General features: G+C 33.7%; 23 protein-coding genes. 8 read left to right on the top strand and 15 right to left on the bottom strand.

Going from position 1 to position 22,634, the window contains the following annotated elements; all coding sequences use genetic code 11:
• Window positions 1-71 precede the first annotated feature (71 nt).
• From ACQKCJ_RS01485 to ACQKCJ_RS01460, 6 genes are all read right to left on the bottom strand, one after another.
• Window positions 72-197 carry a hypothetical protein gene (locus tag ACQKCJ_RS01485; RefSeq protein ID WP_427401204.1) on the bottom strand — a complete coding sequence of 42 codons (126 nt, stop codon included), beginning with the start codon at window positions 195-197 and terminating at the stop codon, window positions 72-74.
• Between the two features lie 19 nt (window positions 198-216).
• Window positions 217-459 carry a DUF805 domain-containing protein gene (locus ACQKCJ_RS01480; protein WP_427401258.1) on the bottom strand — a complete coding sequence of 81 codons (243 nt, stop codon included), beginning with the start codon at window positions 457-459 and terminating at the stop codon, window positions 217-219.
• A gap of 303 nt (window positions 460-762) precedes the next feature.
• Window positions 763-1,227 carry a DUF2752 domain-containing protein gene (locus ACQKCJ_RS01475; protein ID WP_271334030.1) on the bottom strand — a complete coding sequence of 155 codons (465 nt, stop codon included), beginning with the start codon at window positions 1,225-1,227 and terminating at the stop codon, window positions 763-765.
• Window positions 1,202-1,585, bottom strand: a complete 384-nt coding sequence (locus tag ACQKCJ_RS01470) for a DUF4234 domain-containing protein (RefSeq protein ID WP_271334029.1) — start codon at window positions 1,583-1,585, stop codon at window positions 1,202-1,204. Before ACQKCJ_RS01470 ends, ACQKCJ_RS01475 begins: the two co-directional genes overlap by 26 nt.
• A 338-nt stretch (window positions 1,586-1,923) precedes the next feature.
• Window positions 1,924-2,871 (bottom strand): 2-hydroxyacid dehydrogenase, encoded by a 948-nt coding sequence (locus tag ACQKCJ_RS01465; protein WP_427401203.1) that lies wholly within the window; start codon window positions 2,869-2,871, stop codon window positions 1,924-1,926.
• 216 nt (window positions 2,872-3,087) lie between these two features.
• Window positions 3,088-4,641: a hypothetical protein gene (locus tag ACQKCJ_RS01460; protein WP_427401202.1), complete on the bottom strand. Its 1,554-nt coding sequence runs from the start codon at window positions 4,639-4,641 to the stop codon at window positions 3,088-3,090.
• A 251-nt stretch (window positions 4,642-4,892) separates the two neighbouring features.
• Here ACQKCJ_RS01460 and nhaA point away from each other — a divergent pair, with 251 nt between their 5' ends.
• Genes nhaA through ACQKCJ_RS01445 form a run of 3 tightly spaced genes read left to right on the top strand, consistent with a single transcriptional unit; the run spans window position 4,893 to window position 7,070 of the window.
• Window positions 4,893-6,038 carry a Na+/H+ antiporter NhaA gene (nhaA, locus tag ACQKCJ_RS01455; RefSeq protein ID WP_271334026.1) on the top strand — a complete coding sequence of 382 codons (1,146 nt, stop codon included), beginning with the start codon at window positions 4,893-4,895 and terminating at the stop codon, window positions 6,036-6,038.
• 53 nt (window positions 6,039-6,091) lie between these two features.
• Complete coding sequence (locus ACQKCJ_RS01450) at window positions 6,092-6,634, top strand: hypothetical protein (RefSeq protein WP_427401201.1); 543 nt, start codon at window positions 6,092-6,094, stop codon at window positions 6,632-6,634.
• Window positions 6,635-6,665: 31 nt separating this feature from the next.
• The gene (locus ACQKCJ_RS01445; RefSeq protein ID WP_271334023.1) at window positions 6,666-7,070 is read left to right on the top strand and encodes a c-type cytochrome; all 405 of its coding nucleotides are present in this window, start codon (window positions 6,666-6,668) and stop codon (window positions 7,068-7,070) included.
• 228 nt (window positions 7,071-7,298) lie between these two features.
• Here ACQKCJ_RS01445 and proC read toward each other — a convergent pair whose 3' ends face one another.
• The 7 genes from proC to serS form a co-directional block, all read right to left on the bottom strand.
• Complete coding sequence (proC, locus tag ACQKCJ_RS01440; protein WP_271334022.1) at window positions 7,299-8,075, bottom strand: pyrroline-5-carboxylate reductase; 777 nt, start codon at window positions 8,073-8,075, stop codon at window positions 7,299-7,301.
• A gap of 63 nt (window positions 8,076-8,138) precedes the next feature.
• Complete coding sequence (mgtE, locus tag ACQKCJ_RS01435; protein ID WP_271334021.1) at window positions 8,139-9,545, bottom strand: magnesium transporter; 1,407 nt, start codon at window positions 9,543-9,545, stop codon at window positions 8,139-8,141.
• Window positions 9,535-10,314: a 16S rRNA (adenine(1518)-N(6)/adenine(1519)-N(6))-dimethyltransferase RsmA gene (rsmA, locus tag ACQKCJ_RS01430; protein WP_271334020.1), complete on the bottom strand. Its 780-nt coding sequence runs from the start codon at window positions 10,312-10,314 to the stop codon at window positions 9,535-9,537. The genes mgtE and rsmA overlap by 11 nt, the downstream gene beginning before the upstream one ends.
• A 522-nt stretch (window positions 10,315-10,836) precedes the next feature.
• A complete protein-coding gene (locus ACQKCJ_RS01425; RefSeq protein ID WP_271334019.1) occupies window positions 10,837-11,148 on the bottom strand; it encodes a DUF4286 family protein in 312 nt (103 codons plus the stop codon).
• A 60-nt stretch (window positions 11,149-11,208) separates the two neighbouring features.
• Window positions 11,209-12,990 carry a tetratricopeptide repeat protein gene (locus tag ACQKCJ_RS01420; RefSeq protein WP_427401200.1) on the bottom strand — a complete coding sequence of 594 codons (1,782 nt, stop codon included), beginning with the start codon at window positions 12,988-12,990 and terminating at the stop codon, window positions 11,209-11,211.
• A gap of 163 nt (window positions 12,991-13,153) precedes the next feature.
• Window positions 13,154-13,969 (bottom strand): prolipoprotein diacylglyceryl transferase, encoded by an 816-nt coding sequence (gene lgt / locus ACQKCJ_RS01415; RefSeq protein ID WP_427401199.1) that lies wholly within the window; start codon window positions 13,967-13,969, stop codon window positions 13,154-13,156.
• Between the two features lie 89 nt (window positions 13,970-14,058).
• On the bottom strand, window positions 14,059-15,330 hold the full coding sequence (serS, locus tag ACQKCJ_RS01410; protein ID WP_271334016.1) for a serine--tRNA ligase: 1,272 nt from the start codon (window positions 15,328-15,330) through the stop codon (window positions 14,059-14,061).
• 392 nt (window positions 15,331-15,722) lie between these two features.
• On the opposite strand from serS, the gene ACQKCJ_RS01405 reads away from it, so the two are divergent.
• Window positions 15,723-16,328: a DapH/DapD/GlmU-related protein gene (locus ACQKCJ_RS01405; RefSeq protein WP_427401198.1), complete on the top strand. Its 606-nt coding sequence runs from the start codon at window positions 15,723-15,725 to the stop codon at window positions 16,326-16,328.
• A 256-nt stretch (window positions 16,329-16,584) separates the two neighbouring features.
• On the opposite strand, the gene ACQKCJ_RS01400 is transcribed toward ACQKCJ_RS01405, so the two are convergent.
• Window positions 16,585-18,012 carry a tetratricopeptide repeat protein gene (locus ACQKCJ_RS01400; RefSeq protein WP_427401197.1) on the bottom strand — a complete coding sequence of 476 codons (1,428 nt, stop codon included), beginning with the start codon at window positions 18,010-18,012 and terminating at the stop codon, window positions 16,585-16,587.
• A gap of 172 nt (window positions 18,013-18,184) precedes the next feature.
• On the opposite strand from ACQKCJ_RS01400, the gene ACQKCJ_RS01395 reads away from it, so the two are divergent.
• The 4 genes from ACQKCJ_RS01395 to ACQKCJ_RS01380 are packed head-to-tail and all read left to right on the top strand — an operon-like array spanning window position 18,185 to window position 20,778.
• Window positions 18,185-18,613 carry a MarR family winged helix-turn-helix transcriptional regulator gene (locus ACQKCJ_RS01395; protein ID WP_427401196.1) on the top strand — a complete coding sequence of 143 codons (429 nt, stop codon included), beginning with the start codon at window positions 18,185-18,187 and terminating at the stop codon, window positions 18,611-18,613.
• Window positions 18,614-18,624: 11 nt separating this feature from the next.
• Window positions 18,625-18,933 carry a hypothetical protein gene (locus ACQKCJ_RS01390; RefSeq protein WP_271334012.1) on the top strand — a complete coding sequence of 103 codons (309 nt, stop codon included), beginning with the start codon at window positions 18,625-18,627 and terminating at the stop codon, window positions 18,931-18,933.
• Window positions 18,934-18,937: 4 nt separating this feature from the next.
• Window positions 18,938-20,218, top strand: coding sequence for an MFS transporter (locus ACQKCJ_RS01385; protein WP_427401195.1), 1,281 nt, complete (start codon window positions 18,938-18,940; stop codon window positions 20,216-20,218).
• A gap of 5 nt (window positions 20,219-20,223) precedes the next feature.
• Entirely contained in the window at window positions 20,224-20,778 is a 555-nt protein-coding gene (locus ACQKCJ_RS01380; protein WP_427401194.1) for an isochorismatase family cysteine hydrolase, read from the top strand.
• Between the two features lie 231 nt (window positions 20,779-21,009).
• On the opposite strand, the gene ACQKCJ_RS01375 is transcribed toward ACQKCJ_RS01380, so the two are convergent.
• The gene (locus tag ACQKCJ_RS01375; RefSeq protein ID WP_427401193.1) at window positions 21,010-22,554 is read right to left on the bottom strand and encodes a patatin-like phospholipase family protein; all 1,545 of its coding nucleotides are present in this window, start codon (window positions 22,552-22,554) and stop codon (window positions 21,010-21,012) included.
• Between the last annotated feature and the right edge of the window lie 80 nt (window positions 22,555-22,634).

Below are 22,634 nucleotides of genomic sequence, written 5' to 3'. Positions count from 1 at the left end.
TAAAATAATAAACCCCATTAGTAATAAATAACTAATGGGATTTTTTTATTCAATTAGAAACCCTTATCTTTTTAAATTTGATTTATTTCATCAAACTCACTTTCAGGATCTGCTCCATATTCATTTAATCCTTTATCACCTTTTGTACAAAACAAAACCAACCACCATATTATAACTGCTAATATAATTAGAGCCATCAAATAAAACCATATACTTCTATTTCCCATAAAGTAAAGCACCAAAAGAAAAAAAGATTGCACTCACTAATAAAACCTGCAATATCAAGAGCCACCATCCACTTTTACCTATATCATGTAACCGCCTAACTGAAACTGCTAAACCAGGTAAAAAAACTGCAAAATTATAAGCTAGACCAAACGCTCCAGTTTCAGCTTGTACAAGAGTTAAATCTAAGGTCCTATCAATTACCCCCAAGAAAAGAACTATAATTAAATTCACCAAACTAAAATACCATTATTCTTTTCTTCCTGCTCTTCCCGTAAAATTTATATAGTTTTCAAAAACTACCTTCTTGTACCATTTAATGATTACCATCCTTTAATCAATTTTAGCTTGTTATTTAAATTTTTCACAAAACCTTTTTAGAGTAAACAAGATTAAAGAGTTTAAAAGCTTAAGACTGACTTTAAAAGTTTTTTTTGTAACTAGAAAGGACATATTTTTAGAAAAAACAGAATCTGTAAGGATAAAGTAATTTTTCATAAAAAACCCCATTAGCAAGACTAACGGGGTTTTTATGTTTTAAAACCAGATCGACTGATGCAATATATCATCAAAAGAATTATTTCTGACAAAAAGAACCAAACGGATCACATGATAAAATGCTAAAAAGTAAGCCATATTATAAGCCAGTTTCCTATTATATAAAATACCGGTAAAATATTCTTTTTTGGTTATAATTTCTGTTGTGAGTATAATGATGGTCAACCAGCAAAATACAATAACAAAAGGCCCAAGAATATGATAACTAAGAGATTTATAGATGTCTCCCTGGTAAAAATAAACCAATGATTTTGTTATACCACAACCTGGACAAGGAAAACCTGTCACCATTTTGAAAGGACAAAACGACTGGTCTGTCTCTAAATGATCGTTATGATTATTGAGCATTAAAAAAAACGGAATTATCAGTGTAATTGCTGCACCGATAATTCCGTAAATTTTACGTTTTACCCTGTTATTATTTGTATAATCTGTTGATATCACCTTGTACAATCATTGCTGCTGCCATAGGAAAGAAAAGTCCTAAAACAATTAATAAAGTAGATTGATCTTTTTGAAGTTCACCTGTTTTTTCATAAACCTTTGGTAATGCATCTTTACCAGCAAGATAATAAAAGTAAATATTTACCGGCATACAACATCCTGCAAAAATGGCAATTGGCTGCGAAATAACTTCTCTTTTTGCTACAGCATTAAAAACCTCTGCAACTTTAATATTCCAATAAATTAAATACAATCCGCATGTTAAAAATCCAAAAAGCAATACCATTATAGGATCCACTTGAAATACCGGAATCGGTTCGTCAAAATTGTTTGGCGTTTCTTTAAAATTGTTCTCCATTTTTTATTAATTAATTTAAGTTAGTGTATTTCTAATTTTAAGCATTAGACAAGCTTCTTTTCAAAATTCCTTTAAAAGTTTGCAAAACTAATCCACTATAAATAAGCAGTGGTCTACAATACGTTATTATTGTATTAAAAAAAGCTTTTTTTCACAAGACAATTACAATGCTACATTAAATACCGTAACCTCTCATAATCAAATGATTTATCTAAAACTTGAGGCAATATTATTAAAAATTAACATTAAAAACTAATTATGTTTTAAAATCACACAAAAAAACGCGTTATGACATTCTAAAAAACAAACAATTCCTGTTTTTTGTATTTGCCCTAAACTTATTTCGAATACACAGCTTTAATTTTATCTACAATAACCTGTGCTAATCGTTCGTGACTTTCAAAAGTCCAGCCGGCAATATGCGGCGTTAAGAGAACATTTTTAGCTTCCATCAGATATTGAAAAGCTTCAGGAGTATTTTTATCCTGAAAAAGTGTTTCAAATGATAATTTCTCATACTCCAAAACATCCAAACCAGCTCCAAGAATCTTTTTAGTCTTCATCGCTTCAACTAAATCTGCTGTCACGATATTTTTACCACGCGAAGTATTTACAATCCAAAATGGCTTTGCAAATGCCGCAATAAAATTTGCATTGACCATTTTATCAGTTTCCGGAGTCCACGGGAGATGCAAACTAAGAACATCTGATTTTTGCTGTAATTCCTGCAGCGAAACCTGTCTTGCGTTTTCGTCACCTATATTTTCTAAGATATCATGAAAGATGACATCAACTTCAAAACCACGAAGTTTTTTAGCAAATGCTTTTCCCATGTTTCCATAACCAATAATCCCAACTGTTTTACCGTCTAACTCATGACCGCGATTACTTTCGCGGTTCCAGTGTCCCGCTTTTATTTCGGCATCAGCCTGATTCAAATTATTAAATAGGGATAAAATTACGCCCAATGAATGTTCTGCAACAGCGTTGCGATTACCTTCCGGAGCCGCAATCAAATGAATTCCTTTTGACGTTGCATATTCACAATCAATACTTTCTAAACCCGCACCAACTCTGGCAATAAACTTAAGATTGGTTGCTTTGTCTAAAAAAGTTTTATCAATTTTAAAACGGCTTCGAATAATGATTCCGTTATAATCCTGAATTTTTGCTTCGATTTCTTCTTTAGAAGATTTGAAATCAGCGTGATTTTCAAAACCGGCATCTTCTAATTGTTGCCAAAGAATTGGGTTATTGCTATCGATATGTAGAATTTTTATGCTCATTATATTATGTTTTATAAAGCAAAAATACAGCTTATTATAATGGTTTGATTTACAAAATGTGTTTGTTTTTCTTAGTATCGACTCAGCTATTTGGTTCTGGTTGAGAAAAACTAAAATATTAATAATAACAGGATTTCACAAAAAGGTGCAAAACTTTTATTTCAGGCTGATTTGAAAAAACCAAAGATTAAAAACTTCACTCCAATGCCTTTGCGATTATTCTAAAGAATATAATATCGAACGAAAAGTATGTGGATACTGCCATTCATTATTAACATAATTAGCATCATAAGAAACAAAAGCTGTAATTAATTTCCCTTCTGATTCTTTCATTTCAAAATCAGTTGTTTCAAAATAACCTGCCGTCTCGAATTGACGTTTTAAACGCCCTTCTTTATTAAACACAAAAATCGCAATACTTGATCTGTCTTGTTCGCCAGATGTATCGCGGATGTATAAATAAAAAACAAAATCCCCATTATCCCGCTTAAAGCCTTTGGTACTATTAGTAAACGGTACTTCATAATGTCCAGGAAACACAAGCTTAATCCTCCATAAAGCAGTGCTATCGATACTTCGGCTTTTTTCAAATACTACTTCACTGGAATTTATTGCTTTTTCCCTTAGGCTAAAATAAGTTTTATCTATTTTGTCAGTATAAAAAATGACGTTATTACCCTTTTCTACAGTCTGCTTAGTAGTTTCCTCTTTCGTGTTTTCTTCAGCAGCGTTTGTGGTTTCGTCTTCAGTCTCTTCTTCGGCCTCTGGTGCTGACGGACCGCGATAGAAAGAATAATACGGTTCTTTATCTGATGTATCAGAAAGCAACTTTAAATTAGAATTCAGTACAAATCTTTTATGTGTCGAATAATACGATCCGTCTGCAGCAGAATTTTCTTTTCCTTCTACATAAAAATTTCCATCGGCAGTCAAACTTATGGCGTTAATTTCTGTTTCCGGATATCCATCAAAAAAATTCAGATTTAGTAAATTCAGATTGTGATCTAAAATTGCAACAAAAGGAATTTCATCCTGATTAGGTTTTGAAGCTGTACCGCTCACCACTATTTTATCCTGTATATATTGCAGTAAAAAATCTCCTTTTGAAATATTTGAAAACCCCTTTTCCAACAAAGGTTTAAGAAAAATATCCGACATCGATTTACTTTCTGTTTTATACCCTGAATATTTGTTGTCGAATTTCATTTTATCGAGTTGAAATCTTATCAGGACAGCTTTCATTCTTGCTTCATCTGTATTGTCCTTTTCTGAATTACCATATGACTTACTCTCTTTTTTTGCATACAAGGTAAATCCGCCTTGATTGTCTGCCACTACTAATGTGTTGAACAAATTATATTTTGATTTCGAATCAATTAATTTCTGTTTTCCTACTTGACCGCCTTGTTTGTTTATAATCAGCAAGACAGGAGTATAGTTGTATTTTTCATCTCCTTCTTCCATTAAATACAATATGTTCCCATTCTTCAGTTCGTTAATAGATCTGAGACCTGCTTTTTTCATATCAAGATCAAACTGCCATATTGAACTCGAATTGTATTTTTTAGAAAACTTAATTACTGATTTTTCTTCAAGACTCTCGTTTCCGTCTTGCTTTTCATCTGTTTGATATGTTTTATCAATAAGAACCGGGACTGGTTCATCTATAATCGTTGCTGCAGTATTTTGAGCATTTTCTTTTTTACAAGATATTTGAATTAGAAAAAAAGAGAGTAGTAAAGGTCGAAACAAAATGGTCTTATAATTCATTGGTCTTTTTTTTGGTAACAGTTTTAAAGGTTGGTTAAATTACTACATTCATACTAAAGCTATATTACAACTCAAAAATGCTTTTAGCAAAAAAACATCAAATCGTTAAATAATAAAGATTAATAGGACAAATTAATGAAACAAAAATACAGTGAATTTTTTATTGATAAGATTTTTTTTAACTTTGAAAATCTAAGATTCATCGATTTTCTTTGAATTTCCTTCTTTCTAAATCAATAGAACCTCTCACAATGAAACTAACTAAGACATTCAAAGCCTTTTTCAACAACGAAAAATCAGGAGGATTACTCCTTTTATTCGTTACGATTATCTCATTATACTTAGCAAACTCTTCATTTCAAACTGAATATGTTGCTTTCTGGGAAAAAGATTTGGGCGGACATTCAATTACTCATTGGATTAATGATGGATTAATGACTATTTTCTTTTTATTAATTGGTCTGGAATTAGAGCGTGAAATTTATCACGGTGAACTATCGAATATCAAAAATGCATCTTTGCCAATTATGGCTGCTCTTGGCGGAATGTTGGTTCCTGCCGCCATTTTCCTGGCTTTAAATTTTGGAACTGATACTCAGAACGGAGCCGGAATCCCGATGGCGACTGATATTGCTTTTGCCATTGGTATTCTATCCCTTTTAGGAAAAAAAGTCCCATCATCGTTAAAAGTATTCCTGACTGCATTGGCAGTTATTGATGATTTAGGCGCGATCATTGTTATTGCCATTTTTTATACTACCTCTATATCTTTTGTAAATCTTGCAATCGCGTTAGGAATATGGGGATTCTTATTTATTTTGAACCGTATGAAAATTCACAACCTGATTCCCTATTTAATCGGAGGTATTATAATGTGGTATTTCATGCTCAACTCAGGTGTTCATGCTACTATCACCGGAGTGATTCTTGCTTTTGTAATTCCATTTGGCGATGGTGGAGAAAAATCTTCATCTTATAAATTGCAGCACTTTTTACACAAACCCGTTGCATTCGTAATTTTACCTTTGTTTGCTATTGCAAACACTTGTATTGCTATTCAATCAGACTGGCACGAAGGTTTAAGTCATTCCAATACAATCGGAATTATTCTGGGACTTGTTGTTGGTAAACCATTGGGTATTGTACTTTTTTCTTCTATTGGAGTCAGTGCAGGTTTATGCTCTTTACCTAAAAGCCTGAAATGGGCGCATATTCTGGGCGCCGGAATGTTAGGAGGAATTGGTTTTACGATGTCAATCTTTATAACAATTTTAGCTTTTAAAGATCCTGAAACTATTGTTTTTTCTAAAATTGCAATTTTAATCGCTTCTATACTTTCTGGTGTATTTGGATTAATTTATCTGAAATATACTTTGTCAAAGAAAAAAACCGTATAGATTTCAGCACTCAGATTTAGAAATTCAATCTATAAAAAAGTATCGTGAAAATTATGAAATCAGCCAACAAGCCTTTCTTTGCCCTTTTGATAATAGTATTGATTTTAGCCTGTAACAACAAGCCAAAACCTGTAGTTCCCGAAAAGAATCCTGAAACAATAGTTATTGATTCTATAAGTAAAAATGAAGAATCTATAGCAGGTTTTTACCAGACACAACCTGATCCAGATAATACGGGTGAATGTGGAATTTCTTTGGAAATAAAGAAAGAAAAAAGTGGTTATACTTATTTTCTAAAAACAAAACTTAAAAAATTAAAAGGTATCGCAACTTTTACTAAAAATGAATCAGGAGAAAAATACATTGTTTTAGAAGGCATAAAATGGGATGATTATGAAGGCGACATAAGCCGCGAAGATGAAAATGATTCTATTGCCGACTCTAAAACCGCATCTGCTGAACCGGAAATTCCTGTAGGAATTGATGCCAGTTATGTTAAAGATACGCTGACGATTCAGAATTATGGAAATTCGATGAATTCTTATACTAAGATTTCAGAGTGTGACAGGAAATATATACAGTTGATTAAAAAGTAAACTCCAATATTCCAATTAACTACTCTGATAAATGAAGAAAATTCGTTTGATCCTTTTGTTTTCAGTATCCTTTATTATGCTCCTGGCTGGATTTATACTTCATCAAATTAAGACAAATACCTCACCTACTTATTTAGTTTGTGCAATACCGGTTCCTATGTTTTGTGGAACTCCTAATTTAACAGAAAATCAAGAAAAAGGAAGAGAAATATTTAATTCAAATTGCGCGGCATGTCATAAAAAATATGCAAAATCTACAGGACCGGCTCTTCAAAACGTTGATTCCTTAGTCGTTGTAAAATGGTTAAGGAATAGAAAAAACAAGATTGACAGTACAAAAATTGAAGAATACGGAATCGATTATCATAGAATTACGTTTTCTAAAGTTCTAAATAAAAAAGAGATAATTGATTTAATAGAATATTGTAATAATTAACGAATTCGTCAAATTCCAATTATCGACAATATTGTCATTTCGACGCAGGAGAAATCACATCCTGAGAGCAAGTTGCTAAATTATTCTGAACGTTAGTTTTTGTGTGACTTCTCCTCTGTCGAAGTGACAAACATACCTAAAAGTAACATTCAAAAAAAAATCCAAACCCCAACAAAGTTGGAATTTGGAATTTTATCCCGAAACTACAGGATTGGAATTTAATATTATCTAACCTTTGATTTGCTTCAAAGAAGTCTTGATTCCTTTTATTAAAGACGAACTGAAACCATTGTGCTCCATTTCATTCAAGCCTACGATTGTACAACCCTGAGGCGTTGTTACACGGTCGATTAATTGTTCCGGATGCACTTTCTCCTCTAATAACATTTTTGCAGCTCCTTTTACGGTTTGTGCTGCAATTGCCAAAGCAGTTTGAGAATCAAAACCAATTTCGATTCCGGCTTGCATAGAAGCGCGAATGTATCTTAATGCATAAGCTGTTCCGCATGCACCAAGAACTGTAGCAGCATCCATTAATTTTTCATCGATTACCGGCGCAGTTCCTAGATCCTGGAACAAGTCAACAATTGGCAATGCTTTCTCTCTGTATTTTTCAGGAAAAGAAATACAAGTTGCAGATTCTCCAAATTGTGCCGCAATATTAGGCATAATTCGAATAACCGGATATTCATTATTTGTTTTCTCCTGAAGTATATCCAACGATAAACCACTAACCGCCGAAGCAATCGTTTTACCTTTAATTACCGGTAAAATTTCACCTAAAACTACATCAACCTGATAAGGCTTTATAGTCAAAATCACAACATCAGCTTCCTGAATATTATGTTTATTGTCTGATGAAACCGTGATTCCGTACTCTGATAAATATTGAATACTGGCTGTATTTCTTCTGGTAACTGTAACTTGATTATTTTTTGAGAACTTCGCAATTCCCAAGGCAATAGAAACTCCAAGGTTCCCTCCTCCTATGATGTGTACTTTCATTCCTGGTTGTTTTTGATTTATTTTTGGTTGGTTAATAGCGTATAATTTGAAAATAATGTGTCTTTATAACAACTTTCCTTTCAACAATAACGAAGCGATGGTAAAATAGATTACTAATCCTGTTACATCTACTAAAGTAGCCACAAACGGCGCTGATGAAGTTGCAGGATCGAGTTTAAGCCTTTTCAGTAAAAAGGGTATCATAGATCCTGAAAGTGTTCCCCACAAAACAATAAATACTAATGATAGCGAAACCGTCATACCTATCGCTACCCAATGTTCTCCATATTCATAAAGTCCTGTTTCCTGCCAAATAAGAATCCTGATAAATCCAACAATACCCAAAATAGCACCTAATAAAAATCCCGATGCAATTTCTTTTTTCATTACATACCACCAGTCTTTTAGCGTAAGCTCTTTCAATGCCATAGCACGAATTATAAGCGTTGCGGCTTGTGAACCGGAATTTCCACCACTCGAAATAATAAGCGGAACAAATAATGCCAAAACTACTGCTTTCTCAATCTCACCTTCAAAATATCCCATTGCCGAAGCCGTAAACATTTCTCCAATAAACAGCACAACTAACCATGTAGCTCTCTTTTTAACCATCTCGCCAAGACGCGTTTGAACGTAAGGCAATTCAAGAGCCTCTAAACCCCCAAATTTCTGAATATCTTCAGTATCTCTTTTTTCTATTTCGTCTTTGATGACATCAATAATATCATCAATAGTAATGCGACCTACTAAACGTCCCAATTCATCTACGACAGGAATGGCTTCCAGGTCGTACTTATCCATCATTCTCGCTACCTCAACATCAGGAGTTTCGACATTTACGTAATATAATTTTCGAATATAGATATCAGAAATCTGTGTTTTGGTCGATGTTGTCAACAAATCCTTAAGAGATAATCTGCCTTTAAGTCTGTTTTCATCATCTACAACATAGATAGAATGCACTCTTGAAACATTTTCGGCCTGAATACGCATTTCCTTTACACAAGTAAGTACGTTCCAGTTTTCGTTGACTTTTACCAACTCTTTGTGCATGATACCTCCGGCAGTATCTTCGCCGTAACGAAGTAAATCCACGATGCCTTTTGCATGTTCGACATCCTGAAGCTCAGAGATTACTTCGGCTTTTCTGTCTTTTGAAAGTTCACCAATAATATCCGCTGCATCATTCGTTTCAAGTTCATCAAGCTCTTCAGCGATTTCTTTAGGCGAAAGTCGGTTTAAGATTTGTTCACGTAAATCATCCTCTAATTCCAGAAGAATTTCGGCTGTTTTTTCGCTGTCTAAAACCTTAAATATATAAGTTGCTTCATCAATGTCAATTTCATCAAGGATTTCAGCGAAATCGGCATGGTGCATGTCATTTAATAAAACCTCAAGTTCTTTATTATTTTTAGCTTGAATGAGTTGAGCAATTTCCTTAATTAGCTCTTTGCTGATTTTAAACTCCATCGGCTTCTATTTTTTGAGTCAAAACAATAAATTCCTCCACGCTCAATTGCTCCGGACGCTTATCAAAGATAGTGTCTAATCGCAATTCATCTGATAAATTTAATGTTTTCAAACTGTTACGTAATGTTTTTCGTCTTTGCTGAAAAGCCGTTTTTACAACCGTAAAAAACAACTTTTCTCCACACGGAAGGCTATAATCTTCCTTTCGGGTCATTTTCATCACACCCGACTTGACCTTGGGCGGAGGAATAAAAACGTTTTCATCTACCGTAAACAGATACTCAGTAACATAGAAAGCCTGTGCTAATACGGATAAGATTCCGTAAGCTTTTGAGCCTTTTTTCTCGCATATCCTTTGAGCCACTTCTTTTTGAAACATCCCTGAAAATTCCGGAATCTGATGTTTGTATTCTAAAGTTCTAAAAACGATTTGCGTAGAAATGTTATAGGGAAAATTCCCAATAATAGCGAATTGTTTATTTTCGTAAACCTCGTTTATATTGTATTTCAGGAAATCCTGAGAGATAATTTTATCTTTTAATTTTGGATAATTTTCACCCAAATACACCACAGATTCCGTATCGATCTCGATCACGTGTGTATTAATTGGTTTGTCAAGCAAATATTTAGTCAACACACCCATCCCCGGTCCTATCTCTAAAACCTCATCGTATCCTTTTAAACTTAAAGTATCTGCAATTGCTTTGGCGATACTTTCGTCTTTCAGGAAGTGTTGTCCTAAATGTTTTTTGGCTTTTACTTTTTCCATTTTATTTTTTATTAGCCATTAAGGCACTAAGATGTTTTTACCACGAAGGGGCTAAGACACAAAGTTTATTTTTTATTTCTTTTTGCCAGATTTGTCACAAAGGCACGAAGGCACAAAGCTTATTTTTTATTCTCCAAATCAATTACAATCTGGAAATTGTCTTTATTTTTATCTACCTTATTTTTTCACAGGAAATTTACTTATTCTTTCACTTAAACGTAAAAAACTATAAAACCTTTCCGTTTTAGACAACTTCAAAAAATCCTCCTGTTGTTGTTTATTACTTTCTTTCTTAGTTTGAAATCGAATTTCCACAATAACTTTTATTTTGCCACGAAGGCTCAAAGACACAAAGCTTATTTTTATTATACTTAACGATTATTTTTCGCCACGAATTGCACAAATTTTCGCAAATTCAGAACATTATAAATCATCTGTGTAAATCTGTTTAACCCGTTAAAATCTGTGGGCTTTTTTTTATTAAGATTCAGCTAAAGCTTTCACATACTGAAAACTAAAAAACTAATGCTCCGAAATCACTTCCAGCTCTGTTCTGAAAGAAAGCATCTTGTCCGCAAATAAAGACAAGGCTTCCTGATGAAAAGCAGGCTCATCTTCTATATAATACTGATCTAAAGTTTCTTTGCTATCTGTAACATATTGTACAGAATACGTAATTCCGCCCATTTCTTCTTCGATCATAACCCTTACGATTCTTGCCGAAGAAAACTTTTGTGTCGCCAGAATTTCCGGTATGTGTTTTTCCTGCATCCATTTCAACCATTGGTCGTGAACGCTCTCGTGTATATTTGTGGTAACGTTGTAAATTATCATTTTTTACTGTTTAATCGTTTTTCGGTTAATCGGTTAAACAAATAACCAATTAAACCTAACTTATAAATTCTTATCTCCTCTTAACTCTCGGTATTTTTTTCTCGCATCAACAAAGTAAATACTATCCTGATGGTTAAAAATTACCTTCTCATACAAAGGTTTTGCCTTTTCTGTATCGTGCAACTCATCGTTGTAAATTTCTGCCGAAAAAAATAGCGCTTCATCTACATAAATTCCGTCACTATGATTGTCAATGATCTGCTGGTATTGGCTTAAAGCCGAATTAAAATCTTTTTGACTTTCATAAACTTTACCTAAACGCAACAATGTTACAGCTTCAATTTCCTGCCCTTTAAAGATTTTTAAAATACTCTGAAACTGAGCAATTGCCTCTGGTTTTTTATTCTGATAAATCAAAAAATCACCTCTCGCAAATTGCTTTAACGCTGTTTGTGTTGAATCAGCAACCGTATTGTCATTTATCAATAAAAAATATTCCAGCGCGTCATTGGCAATTAATTGCGTATTTGCTGCTTTCAGCTCTTTAAATTGTTTCAAAGCCCACTCAAAATCACCTTTGTAATAACTTGTCTTTGCTGCTTTTAAACTTGCTTCGTGCGCCATGACATCATTCTTTAGATCCAATTGAATCTGCGAATAATAAATCAGCGCCTGATTGAATTTTTCTTCTAAAAGCAAGATGTCAGCCAACTCCATCTTTGCATCTGCTCTTTGATAATCATTCAAATTTAAATCCAGTGCTTTCTTAATAATTGCCTTGGCTTCTTCAGTCTTTTTAAGATTGAAAGCCAGGAAATGTGCCTGAATTATTTGCAAAGATAAGGTAAAAGGAGTTATTTCATAGGTTGTAAGCAATTGTTGTAACTCAGTATTGATAACCGTATAGTCTTTTTCCTGCGCTTTGTCTATTTTAATTTGCATTAAGTAAGAATTGGTCTGTACCAGCAAATCTAAATCTTTAGTATTTAGAAGTATAAAATTAAGAATTTCTGAAGCTGTATCAGTATCATCCTCGTTCAAAGCAAACTGACTTAAATTAACGATACTTGAAAGCGATTCGGGTTCTCGCTTATAGATTGCTTTTTCCTGAATAAAGGCTTTTCCGAATTCTTTTTGCTGAACATAAAACCAACTTAAATAATGATTCCAAAAAACATCCTGATCTTTTTGAGTTCTTAAAATCAAAGATTTACGCATCGCATCTTTAAAAGCGGTATTATCAGTTTCACCATTCATGAAACGCGATAATTGAGTCTGGATTAAATTTGCATTTTGTGGATTATTGTATGATTCCGTCAGTAAAAGTTCGATCATCTGATCGGTTTTCCCTAACTGTCCGTACAACATTCCGATCTGAAAATTGAAATTGTAATTGGGCTGAATCTGCATCGCAGTTTGATAAGCCTTTAAGGCATATTCGAGCAATACTTTTTTCTCAAAAGAATTTCCAATTCCGTAAACATCATTTTGACTGGTCTTTATTTTTTCGATTGCCTGTTCGTAGTAATTTTTGGCTTTGGCATCGTTTTTTTGTAATTGATAATTATACCCTAATTCTACAAGAAAAACACCTTGTTTGTATCTGTTATAACGATCCTGAATTGTTTTTTCAGCCACGTCAAATTGCTGCAATTGTTGATAGCAATCGATCGTTCTTAAAAAATACTGAGTATTGGATGGCGAACCTTTTAAAAGTTCTTCATAACTGATTTTGGCTTTTTCGAAATCACCTTTATCATAGTAATATTGAGCCAGTTGCTCATTTTGTGCTAAAGCAAAAGTAGACCATAATAAAACGATATAAATAAAGATGTTTTTCATAATTCAGTCTTTTTCAGTTTTCAGTTTTCGGTCTCTCCCGATAGCTATCGGGATTAGTCGCAGTCTCAGTATTCAGTTATCAGTCTCGGCATTCAGCGCAATTCACTGTAAACTGCGACTGCGACTGTAAACTAAACTTCCAGACTGTAAACTAATTTACAACTCACTTCTTCGATTTCCAAATCATTAAAGCTATACCAATTAAAATAAAAGGAATACTTAATATTTGTCCCATATTAATAATCATATCATCCTCAAAGGTTTCTTGATTTTCTTTGAAAAATTCGATTATAAATCTTGCTACAAACATTAAAGTTAAGAAACATCCAAAGATAAATCCGTCCGATTTTTTGATTGTTTTTGATTTATACAAATAAAGAACTATTCCGAAAATCAGCAAATAAGCAAATGCTTCGTACAATTGTGTTGGATGCCTTGGGATCATATCATCTCTTTGAAAAACAACTCCCCAATTTCCGTTCGTCGGTTTTCCGTAGATTTCAGAATTCATGAAATTCCCAAATCTGATAAAAGCACCCGTAACAGGAACTCCAATCGCCATTTTATCTAAGATCCATAAGAACTTAACTTTGTATTTTCGGCAATATAATATCATGGCGATTAAAACACCAATCGATCCTCCATGACTGGCTAAACCCTGATAACCAACAAATTTATATACTCCGGCTACTTTCTGAATTGGTAAAAGAATTTCTATTGGATGTTGCAGAAAATAAGCTGGTTCATAAAAAAAACAATGTCCTAATCGCGCACCCAAAATGGTTCCAACAATTACATAAACCAATAAACTATCCAGATTATCGAGCGAAAGATGTTCTTTTTGGTAAATTCTTCTTACGATATAATACCCCAATAAAAGTCCGCAGGCAAAAAGAGCTCCATAATATTTTAAAGGAAAACTATCTGTTATCATCAAAATAACCGGATCTACATTCCAATTTAAAATTCCATTCATCATGCTCTGTTTTAATTTTAGTTCTTAGTAAAAATTAAGAAACCTAACAGGTTTTAAAAACCTGTTAGGTTGAATCCTAAGAACTCTAAAAGTTAATTTATAATATCAAATCCACAGTAAGGGCGTAAAACTTCTGGAATTACGATTCCTTCCGGAGTTTGGTAGTTTTCTAAAATTCCGGCCAAAACTCTTGGCAAAGCCAATGAACTTCCGTTTAATGTGTGCGCCAATTGATTTTTTCCGTCTTTGTCTTTGAAACGTAATTTCAAGCGATTTGCCTGAAAAGTTTCAAAATTAGAAACTGAACTGATCTCTAACCAGCGATCCTGCGCTGTAGAAAACACTTCAAAATCATACGTCAAAGCCGATGTGAAACCCATATCACCACCACATAAACGTAAAACGCGGTATGGCAATTTCAATTCTTTCAAAATATCTTTTACATGTTCTACCATTCCGTCAAGTGCTTCATAAGACTTATCAGGATGCTCAACGCGTACGATTTCTACCTTGTCGAACTGGTGCAAACGGTTTAATCCACGAACATGTGCTCCGTAAGAACCTGCTTCACGACGGAAACATGGCGTATATGCTGTATATAAAACTGGCAATTCAGTTTCGGTTAAAAGAACATCGCGGAATAAATTTGTAACCGGAACCTCAGCCGTTGGAATCAAATATAAATCATCAATTGTTGAGTGATACATTTGTCCTTCTTTGTCCGGCAATTGTCCTGTTCCGTAACCTGAAGCTTCGTTTACCAAATGTGGTACCTGAACTTCATTATATCCTGCAGCAGTATTTTTATCTAAAAAATAATTGATCAAGGCACGTTGTAAACGAGCTCCTTTTCCTTTGTAAACCGGAAATCCTGCACCTGTAATTTTCACACCCAATTCAAAATCGATTATATCGTATTTCTTTACCAATTCCCAATGTGGCTGTGCGCCTTCATGCAAAACCGGAATATCACCTTCCTGAAAAACATTCAAATTGTCGTCCGGAGTTTTTCCTTCCGGAACAATATCAGCCGGAAGATTGGGTAATGTGTATAATTTATTTGTTAATTCGGCTGCCAAAGCTTCTGCTTTTTCGCCTAATTCTTTACTTTTTTCTTTTAATGAAACCGTTTTTTCTTTTAAGATCGCTGCTTTAGCTTTCTCTCCCGCTTTCATTAATTCTCCAATATCTTTGGATAATTTATTAGATTCAGATAAAGTGTTGTCTAATTCAACTTGTGTTGCACGACGGTTTTCGTCTAATTGCACGACTTCTTCAACAACGCTTTTAGCATCGATATTTCGTTTTGCTAAGGCCTTGATTACTTTCTCCTGATTCTCTCTAATAAATGCGATCTGTAACATAGCTTGATTTTTATAACTATTGTATTTTTTAATAACGGAAGCAAATTTAAGGAAATGTTTTATAAGATCACGACAAAGTTGATTCTAAAGTTATTTCGGGGTTTTTCAACAGAGATACGCGAAGATGACACAGAGATTCTCCGATATATGTGATGGATTAAAATCCATCCCTACAATATAAACCGAGCCGAAGGCTCTTTCTTCAAGTTTCGAAGGAACGGAGCATTTTGTAGCAACGGATTTTAATCCGTTGAAAACAGGAATATTCCATGAAGCTTTGTGCAATCTTCGCGAAACTCTGTGAATCCCGATCGCTATCAGGATTGTGTATCTCCGAGAAATCCCCTCTTAGAAAATAAAAAATAAGTAAATTGCAATTAAAAAAAATCACAATGATTCCTATCGACCATTTTATAGAAGATTTTTCAAAGACTTTTAATGATTTAAACACATCAGAACCCTGGAATATTACGAATGACCTTAAAAATACAATCGAAAAGATGATTTTGAATCTGGGTGATGATTATGTTATTCAAGACAATATCGCCATTCATAAATCTGCAATTATCGAAAATAATGTTACCATAAAAAGTCCGGCAATTATTAACGAAAACTGCTATATTGGTGCAAATGCTTATTTTAGAGAAGGAGTTTATTTAGATAAATCGGTGAAAATTGGTCCAGGCTGCGAAATAAAAAACAGCATCATTTGCTCTAACACCGCCATTGCTCATTTTAATTATATCGGAAACAGCATTATTGGTAGAAATATCAATTTTGAAGCCGGTTCTATTGCAGCAAATCATTATAACGAAAGGATCAATAAGAAAATATCCGTGCTTTATGATTCGGAAATTATAGAAACAAACTCAGATAAATTTGGTTCTTTAGTTGGCGACAATTCCAGAATTGGAGCAAATGCCGTATTATCTCCGGGAACGATACTGCTTAAGAATTCTATTGTAAAAAGGCTGGAACTGATAGAACAAGTCAAATAAAGATTATTCTGCAGAGGCACACGAAGATTGCACGGAGATACGCAAAGATTTTTTATTATTTAAAGAACCGAATCCCAACGGGTAACATAATTTATAAATTGCAAATTCAATTGGATATAAAACCCTAACAGGGTGAAATCTTTGGCTCCTTTATATATCGCTCCAATGGAGCTTAAATACAAAATCAATATCATTTTATATAAATATGACGCTCCTCTGGAGCTTCTTGCCAGGATTAATTATTTATTACAAATGCTTATTCTTTTATAACCTTAAAAGTTTCTATACCATCTTGGGTCGCGATTTTCAAAACATAAAAACCTGACGTTAAACCTATAACATTTATCGTTCCGTCACTGGTTTTGCCTTTTAATGCACTTTTAGATTCAAAATCAAAAAACTCGAAATCAAAATTTTTAGTTTTTAAATTATCAACTGAAATAATTGTAACAGCGGGATTCGGAAAAACAAAAGGCTTTATGGTATTCGTAACTTCTGTTTGAACATTATTACAGGCACTTTCTAATAACGATGGCAAATCGATCTCATCATAAGCCAGCGTATAATTGAGTTCATTGGCTTTCTGGAACAGTTCGCAGGCTTTTTTGTATTTATGCTGATCGAGATAGATAATACCCAGATTTTTCATGGCGTATGAATTGTTTTTATCCATTTCTAAAGCCGCCTTTAAATCAGCAATTCCTTTATCTGATTTTCCTAATTTATGATAGATTAAACCTCTGGTCGTTCTTAAATCCCGACCTCCGTAAGCTGTGGTTCTTTCTATTATGGCACTTTCAGATTTAAAAGCTTCCGTGATATTTTCCATTGCTTTTTCATATTCCCCCATATCACTATACAATCTTGCCAGTGCCCATCTTGCATGCGCGTGATTAGGCTTTTCGGCGACAATTTTCTCTAAGTAATAACGCGCCAGATCATTCGATTTTCGTTGCTGCAATAAAGAGGCAAAGTTGTATAAAATACGTAAATCATCAGGAGCATTTTTTATTGCTTTGTGGTAATAATTAAAAGCAAAACCTTCCATTTCCAGTGATGCATAAATACTCGCCAATCGATCGTAAAGTTTACTTCTAAAAGCGGCTTTCTTTTTTTCTAAAGAATCGGCCAAAACCAGATCTTTGTTTTTAGGATCTTTATCCAGAGAATATTCTACTTTTTTTAAATCCTCCAGTGCCAATGTTGTGTTGCCAAGACTAATGCTCAGAACACCGCGATTATAAAGATCATTAACTCTTGTTGGATTATAATTTGTTTTGATGTTGATTTCTGTCATCAACTTCAACGCTTTTTTAACCGTTTCTTCCCTGTCTTTGTTAAAAGGCAATTTATGATCGGTTCTGTTTACTAATTTTCCGTGAGAGAATTTCCAGGTTACCAGTTTTTCACCTTGTTTGTTGTACTGAAAAGCATCTAAATCTTTAAACCCTTTATCATCATAATAAAAAATCTCATTTAGTTTTCCGTTCGAATAATAGGTTTTTGTGCTGTCCGGTTTATTGTCCGGTCCGTACCAAATTTCTATAGAAACCACATGATCATCATAAAAATAACGGGAAACATTTTCTGCAGGAGTATTGCTTTTTTCCTGACCAGATAGCAAAACAGGCAAAAACAATAAGGCAAACATTATTTTTTTATAAAACATAAATGGTTCTGTCAATTTTTTTTGGATTAAATGGAAATTCAAATTTCGACAAATTTAATTATGTTCCCGAAATAATTCATTTGTTTTTAAATCTGTGAAACTTTTCATAAAAATTAAAATGATCGATTAACAGAAACAAATTTGTTTTAATTTTGTAAGGCTACCTAACAAGTTTAACTTTATAAAAATGCAAACAAAAGAATTAGCGTCATCATTAAGAACGGTTATATCGCTTTTGCACAAAAGCTTGCGCAAGCAAATGTATTCTATCAATACGCTTTCGTTGACCGAAATGGAAACTGTGGGCCACTTGATTCGAAACACTCGTTTGCTTCCTTCTGAATTGGCAAATTTGACCCGGGTTAAAACACAATCGATGTCACAAATCATCAAAAAACTTGAAGGATTGGAGATTATCACCAGAACTCCTTCGACTGAAGATGGCCGAAAAGTCTACATTTCCTTAACCGAATACGGAAAACAAGCGGTTGAAAAAACAAGATTTGATCGTGATGAATGGCTCACCGAAGCCATAAGCCAAACTTTAACAAAAGAAGAAAAGGAATTACTGGAAAAGGCAATTCCTATTTTGAATAAAATTGTCCCTCTTAACTAAATACAAACGTTATGGAATGGTATCATTATTTTATGGGTTTCTGGTCTGGCATGTTTCTCGCCAATTTTGTTCCGCATTTTGTTAACGGAATTTCCGGCGATAAGTTCCCAACTCCTTTTGCCAATCCTCCGGGCAAAGGACTTTCGTCGCCCACTATAAATGTCCTTTGGTCTTTGTTCAATTTATTGGTAGGATATATACTTTTTGTAAAAGCCAAAATTTCAATTGACAATACTATTTCGGTATTGATTTTCTTTTTAGGAATTACCTGTATCAGTATTCCGTTAAGCAAAAGATTTTCTGGAAAAGAAAAACAATAACTCCATGTCAAAGATTTTAAACATCAGAACATTCAAAGCGTTTCAAAGCCGAAATTATGCTTTGTTTTTTGGCGGACAATTGATTTCGAGAATCGGAATGTGGATGCAGCGCACCGCTGTCGTCTGGATCGTTTATAGCATGACACATTCTACATTTATGTTGGGATTAACAGTTTTTGCAGAACAATTTCCATCTTTTTTATTCTCGCTTCTGGGCGGAGTTGTTGCAGACAGAAACAATCGTTATAAGGTTTTAATGATTACTCAAATTATATCTGCAATGCAAGCGGTGCTGCTGACGGTTTTAATCTTTATGGAGCATTATGTCATTTGGGAAATATTGAGTTTAAGCGTTCTTCTCGGGATTGTAAATGCTTTTGACATTCCGGCAAGACAACCATTAGTTCATGATATTATCAAGAAAAAAGAAGATTTACCAAATGCGATCGCCTTAAATTCAACCCTCAATAATCTTGCACGATTAATTGGTCCGTCACTATCCGGAATTGTACTCTTGAAATTTGGAGCTGGAAACTGTTTCTTATTGAATGCGATAAGTTTTATAGCCGTAATTATATCCTTATTATTAATGAAATTACCGCCTTATAAACCAAATCCAATCAAAAAGAAAATCTATACAGACCTGAAAGACGGTTTATTGTATCTTAAAAATACGCCAAAGATTAGCGTTATTCTTTTGATGTTATCACTTTTATGTTTACTTGTAATTCCCTACAATACGCTTTTGCCGGTTTATGCCAAAATCATCTTTAAAGGAAACGCAGCCACTTTTGGTTACATCAATAGTTTTATTGGTTTGGGAGCCGTTATTGCAGCAATCTATTTAGCGTCTTTAAAATCAAGCACGAATCTGAAAAGAGTTTTATTTGTAAACACGATAATTTTAGGCGTAAGCTTAATCATTTTTTCTCACTTAAATATTTTTCCAATCGCAATGGCCGTTGCTATTATTTGCGGATTTGGTACAATGTCACTAATCCCAATTTGCAATACCATTTTACAGCTAGAAGCTGACGAAGCGATGAGAGGAAGAGTAATTAGCTTTTTTGCCATGGCAGCTTTTGGAATGATCCCAATAGGAAGCCTTTTCATCGGGATGGTTTCTAAATACATTGGCGCGCCCAACAGCTTAATGATTCAGGGCGTTATAGCACTTATTATCGCGATTTCGTTTTATATGTTTTACAAAAGAAAGAAAAAAACTCAGGAAATCGTAATCCCGATTCAAACAGAAGAAACAGACAATATCAACAATCAAATCTAAAAAAAATGGAACAAAACACCGCTTTACTAGTCATGGACATGCAAGTTGGAATATTATCCAATTTTCCAAATCCGGAAAACATCATCAAAAACGTAGCTAATGCTATAGAAATTGCCAGAGCCAAAAACATTCCTGTAATATATGTAACGCTTGAATTTAAAAACGGGATTTCAGACATTAGTCCTAATAACAAACTTTTTGCACCGTATAGAGAACGTATTAAAGACATCAATTTAGATGAATTTTCTAAAGTTCATCCTGCATTAACGCCACAAGAAGGTGATATTCGTGTTATGAAACGTCGTATAAGTGCTTTTACAGGAAGCGGATTAGAAGTTGCTTTAAGATCAAACGGAATTCAGCATATTATACTTTCAGGCGTTGCAACTGGCGGAATCGTACTTTCGACCACGACTGAAGCGGCGGACAAAGATTATAAAATCAGTGTTTTGTCTGATGCATGCGCAGATCGTGATGAAGAAGTACATCGCGTGCTAACAACCAAAGTATTCATTCGTCATGCAAATGTATTGACTATTGAAGAATGGAAGAATTCTTAATATTGAAAATATTATTACGCAGAGATTCAAAAAGCACAAGGCCGAAATTCAAAATTTTGAACACGAATTTCACAAACTAAATAGCCAATTAAAATTCGTGAAATTCGTGTTTGTTTTGTACTTGTATTCACACTATTGGATTAATCCCCTAAAAATAGTCAATCCAAAAATTCAAGAATAAAATTTCCGAATCTCTGTGCTACCTTCATGAATCTCTGCGAAACTAAAACCCTATTTATATTCCACCAATAATTCTTTTAATTCATTGGTTTTTAAATAAGCAGCAAAACGTCCGGACAGCAATAACATTTCACGTTCTTCGGGAGTAATTCGCAGTTTTGTTTCGACATGCGAGGCATATTCATATAACATCAAAACTTGTCTGGCAGCTAAATTTTTGAATTTTTCTTTGTTTAAAGTGGCAACAATTATTTCACCTTCTTTATCTTTTTTAAAGGAATCTTCACCAAACCTCATGATTAGTTCCTGTTTGAAATTTGCATACAATTTTGCCCAACTACCCGATTCATCATTTGTGTTTTTTAATTCGAACACTAAATCTTCATAAGGGTAATCTTTTTCCATCTTTACCAAATAATCCCTAATGGTAGTAAAACCAATGATTTGATAATTAGAAATTGGTATTTTATAACGTTCAAAAGTACTTTCAACATCTTTATCAAAAGTCATGTAGCGTGTTTGAACGGTGTATAAAGAAGCGGTTTCAAACAACGAAATCAATCTTATTTTGGCATCAGTTATATATGGCGTTTTTTTTCCTTGTCCCAGACAATCAATAAAAAGGGCTTTCTTATTCTTCTCATTCACTTTGGTATCATTATGAAGCAATTCGACCAAAGTTTTATATCCCATATTATCTGAAGCACCGCCATCGACAATGCATAATATTTTATCCTGGTCTTTAACCCCAAATTTTACTTTTGGCAAAACACCGGGAAAAGCAGAACTCGCCGTTATAGCATAGGTTAAAGGAAAATTATAACCGTCATTAATATTATTTTCATTTAATGCAATCGTAGCTTTATTTGGAGCCAAAGAAGCATTAAGATTCAAACCGCGAATAATATGCGGCATAAACGGAATCCGTTCGCCATTATTAAAAGCGGTTCCGTTGGCAACAAACATGGGTAACAACGGAATTGTTTTACTATCCTTTGGAACAAAAAAATCCGACAATAACATTTGAGAATTAAACTTATTGATATTATCAGGATTCGTGGCGTCGTATTGCAAAATATCCGAATCTATACGCTGGGTCATTGATATTTTATCGCCTTTTTCGTTTCGGCTATTGTTTAATAAAGACAAAATATTGGCTGATTTATCGACATAATCTTTATAAGCATCGGCTTTAGAAAAGTAAAATTCGTTGAACGAACAATTGTCATGAAATAACTTATTCTTTAAGATCGTTAAATAATATCCTGCCGAAAAGCAACCACCGGAAACCGTAGAGAAATAATCTATTTCGTTTAAGAAATTACGTTGCGAATTATTTCCTTTAATTTCTTCTAATCCTAAAAGTACGCCCATACTAAAAAACTGGGCTCTCGAACCTCCTCCAGAAATCCCGATTCCTAAAGCAATATTAGGATTCTGAAACTTTTTATCACGATCCTGAACTGATTTATAATCGCTTAACGAAACCGAAGGAATTGAACTATAATTGATTTCTGAAAAAAGGTTTATTTTGTTTTGAGAAAATCCTGTTTGAAGAAAAAGCAACAGCAATATTAGGCAGTATCTATATCTCATTTTTTAACTTTTAAAATCGCTAAATCATCAAAGGCGAAGTTACGAGAATCTGTAGTAAGTTAGAAATCAAATAATAAAAT

It is taken from the genome of Flavobacterium sp. NPDC079362 (genome assembly GCF_050267765.1).
GTDB classification, from domain to species: Bacteria; Bacteroidota; Bacteroidia; order Flavobacteriales; family Flavobacteriaceae; genus Flavobacterium; species Flavobacterium azizsancarii.
Note: the sequence above shows the minus strand (reverse complement) of the source record. Positions and strands in the feature narration are given on the sequence as shown.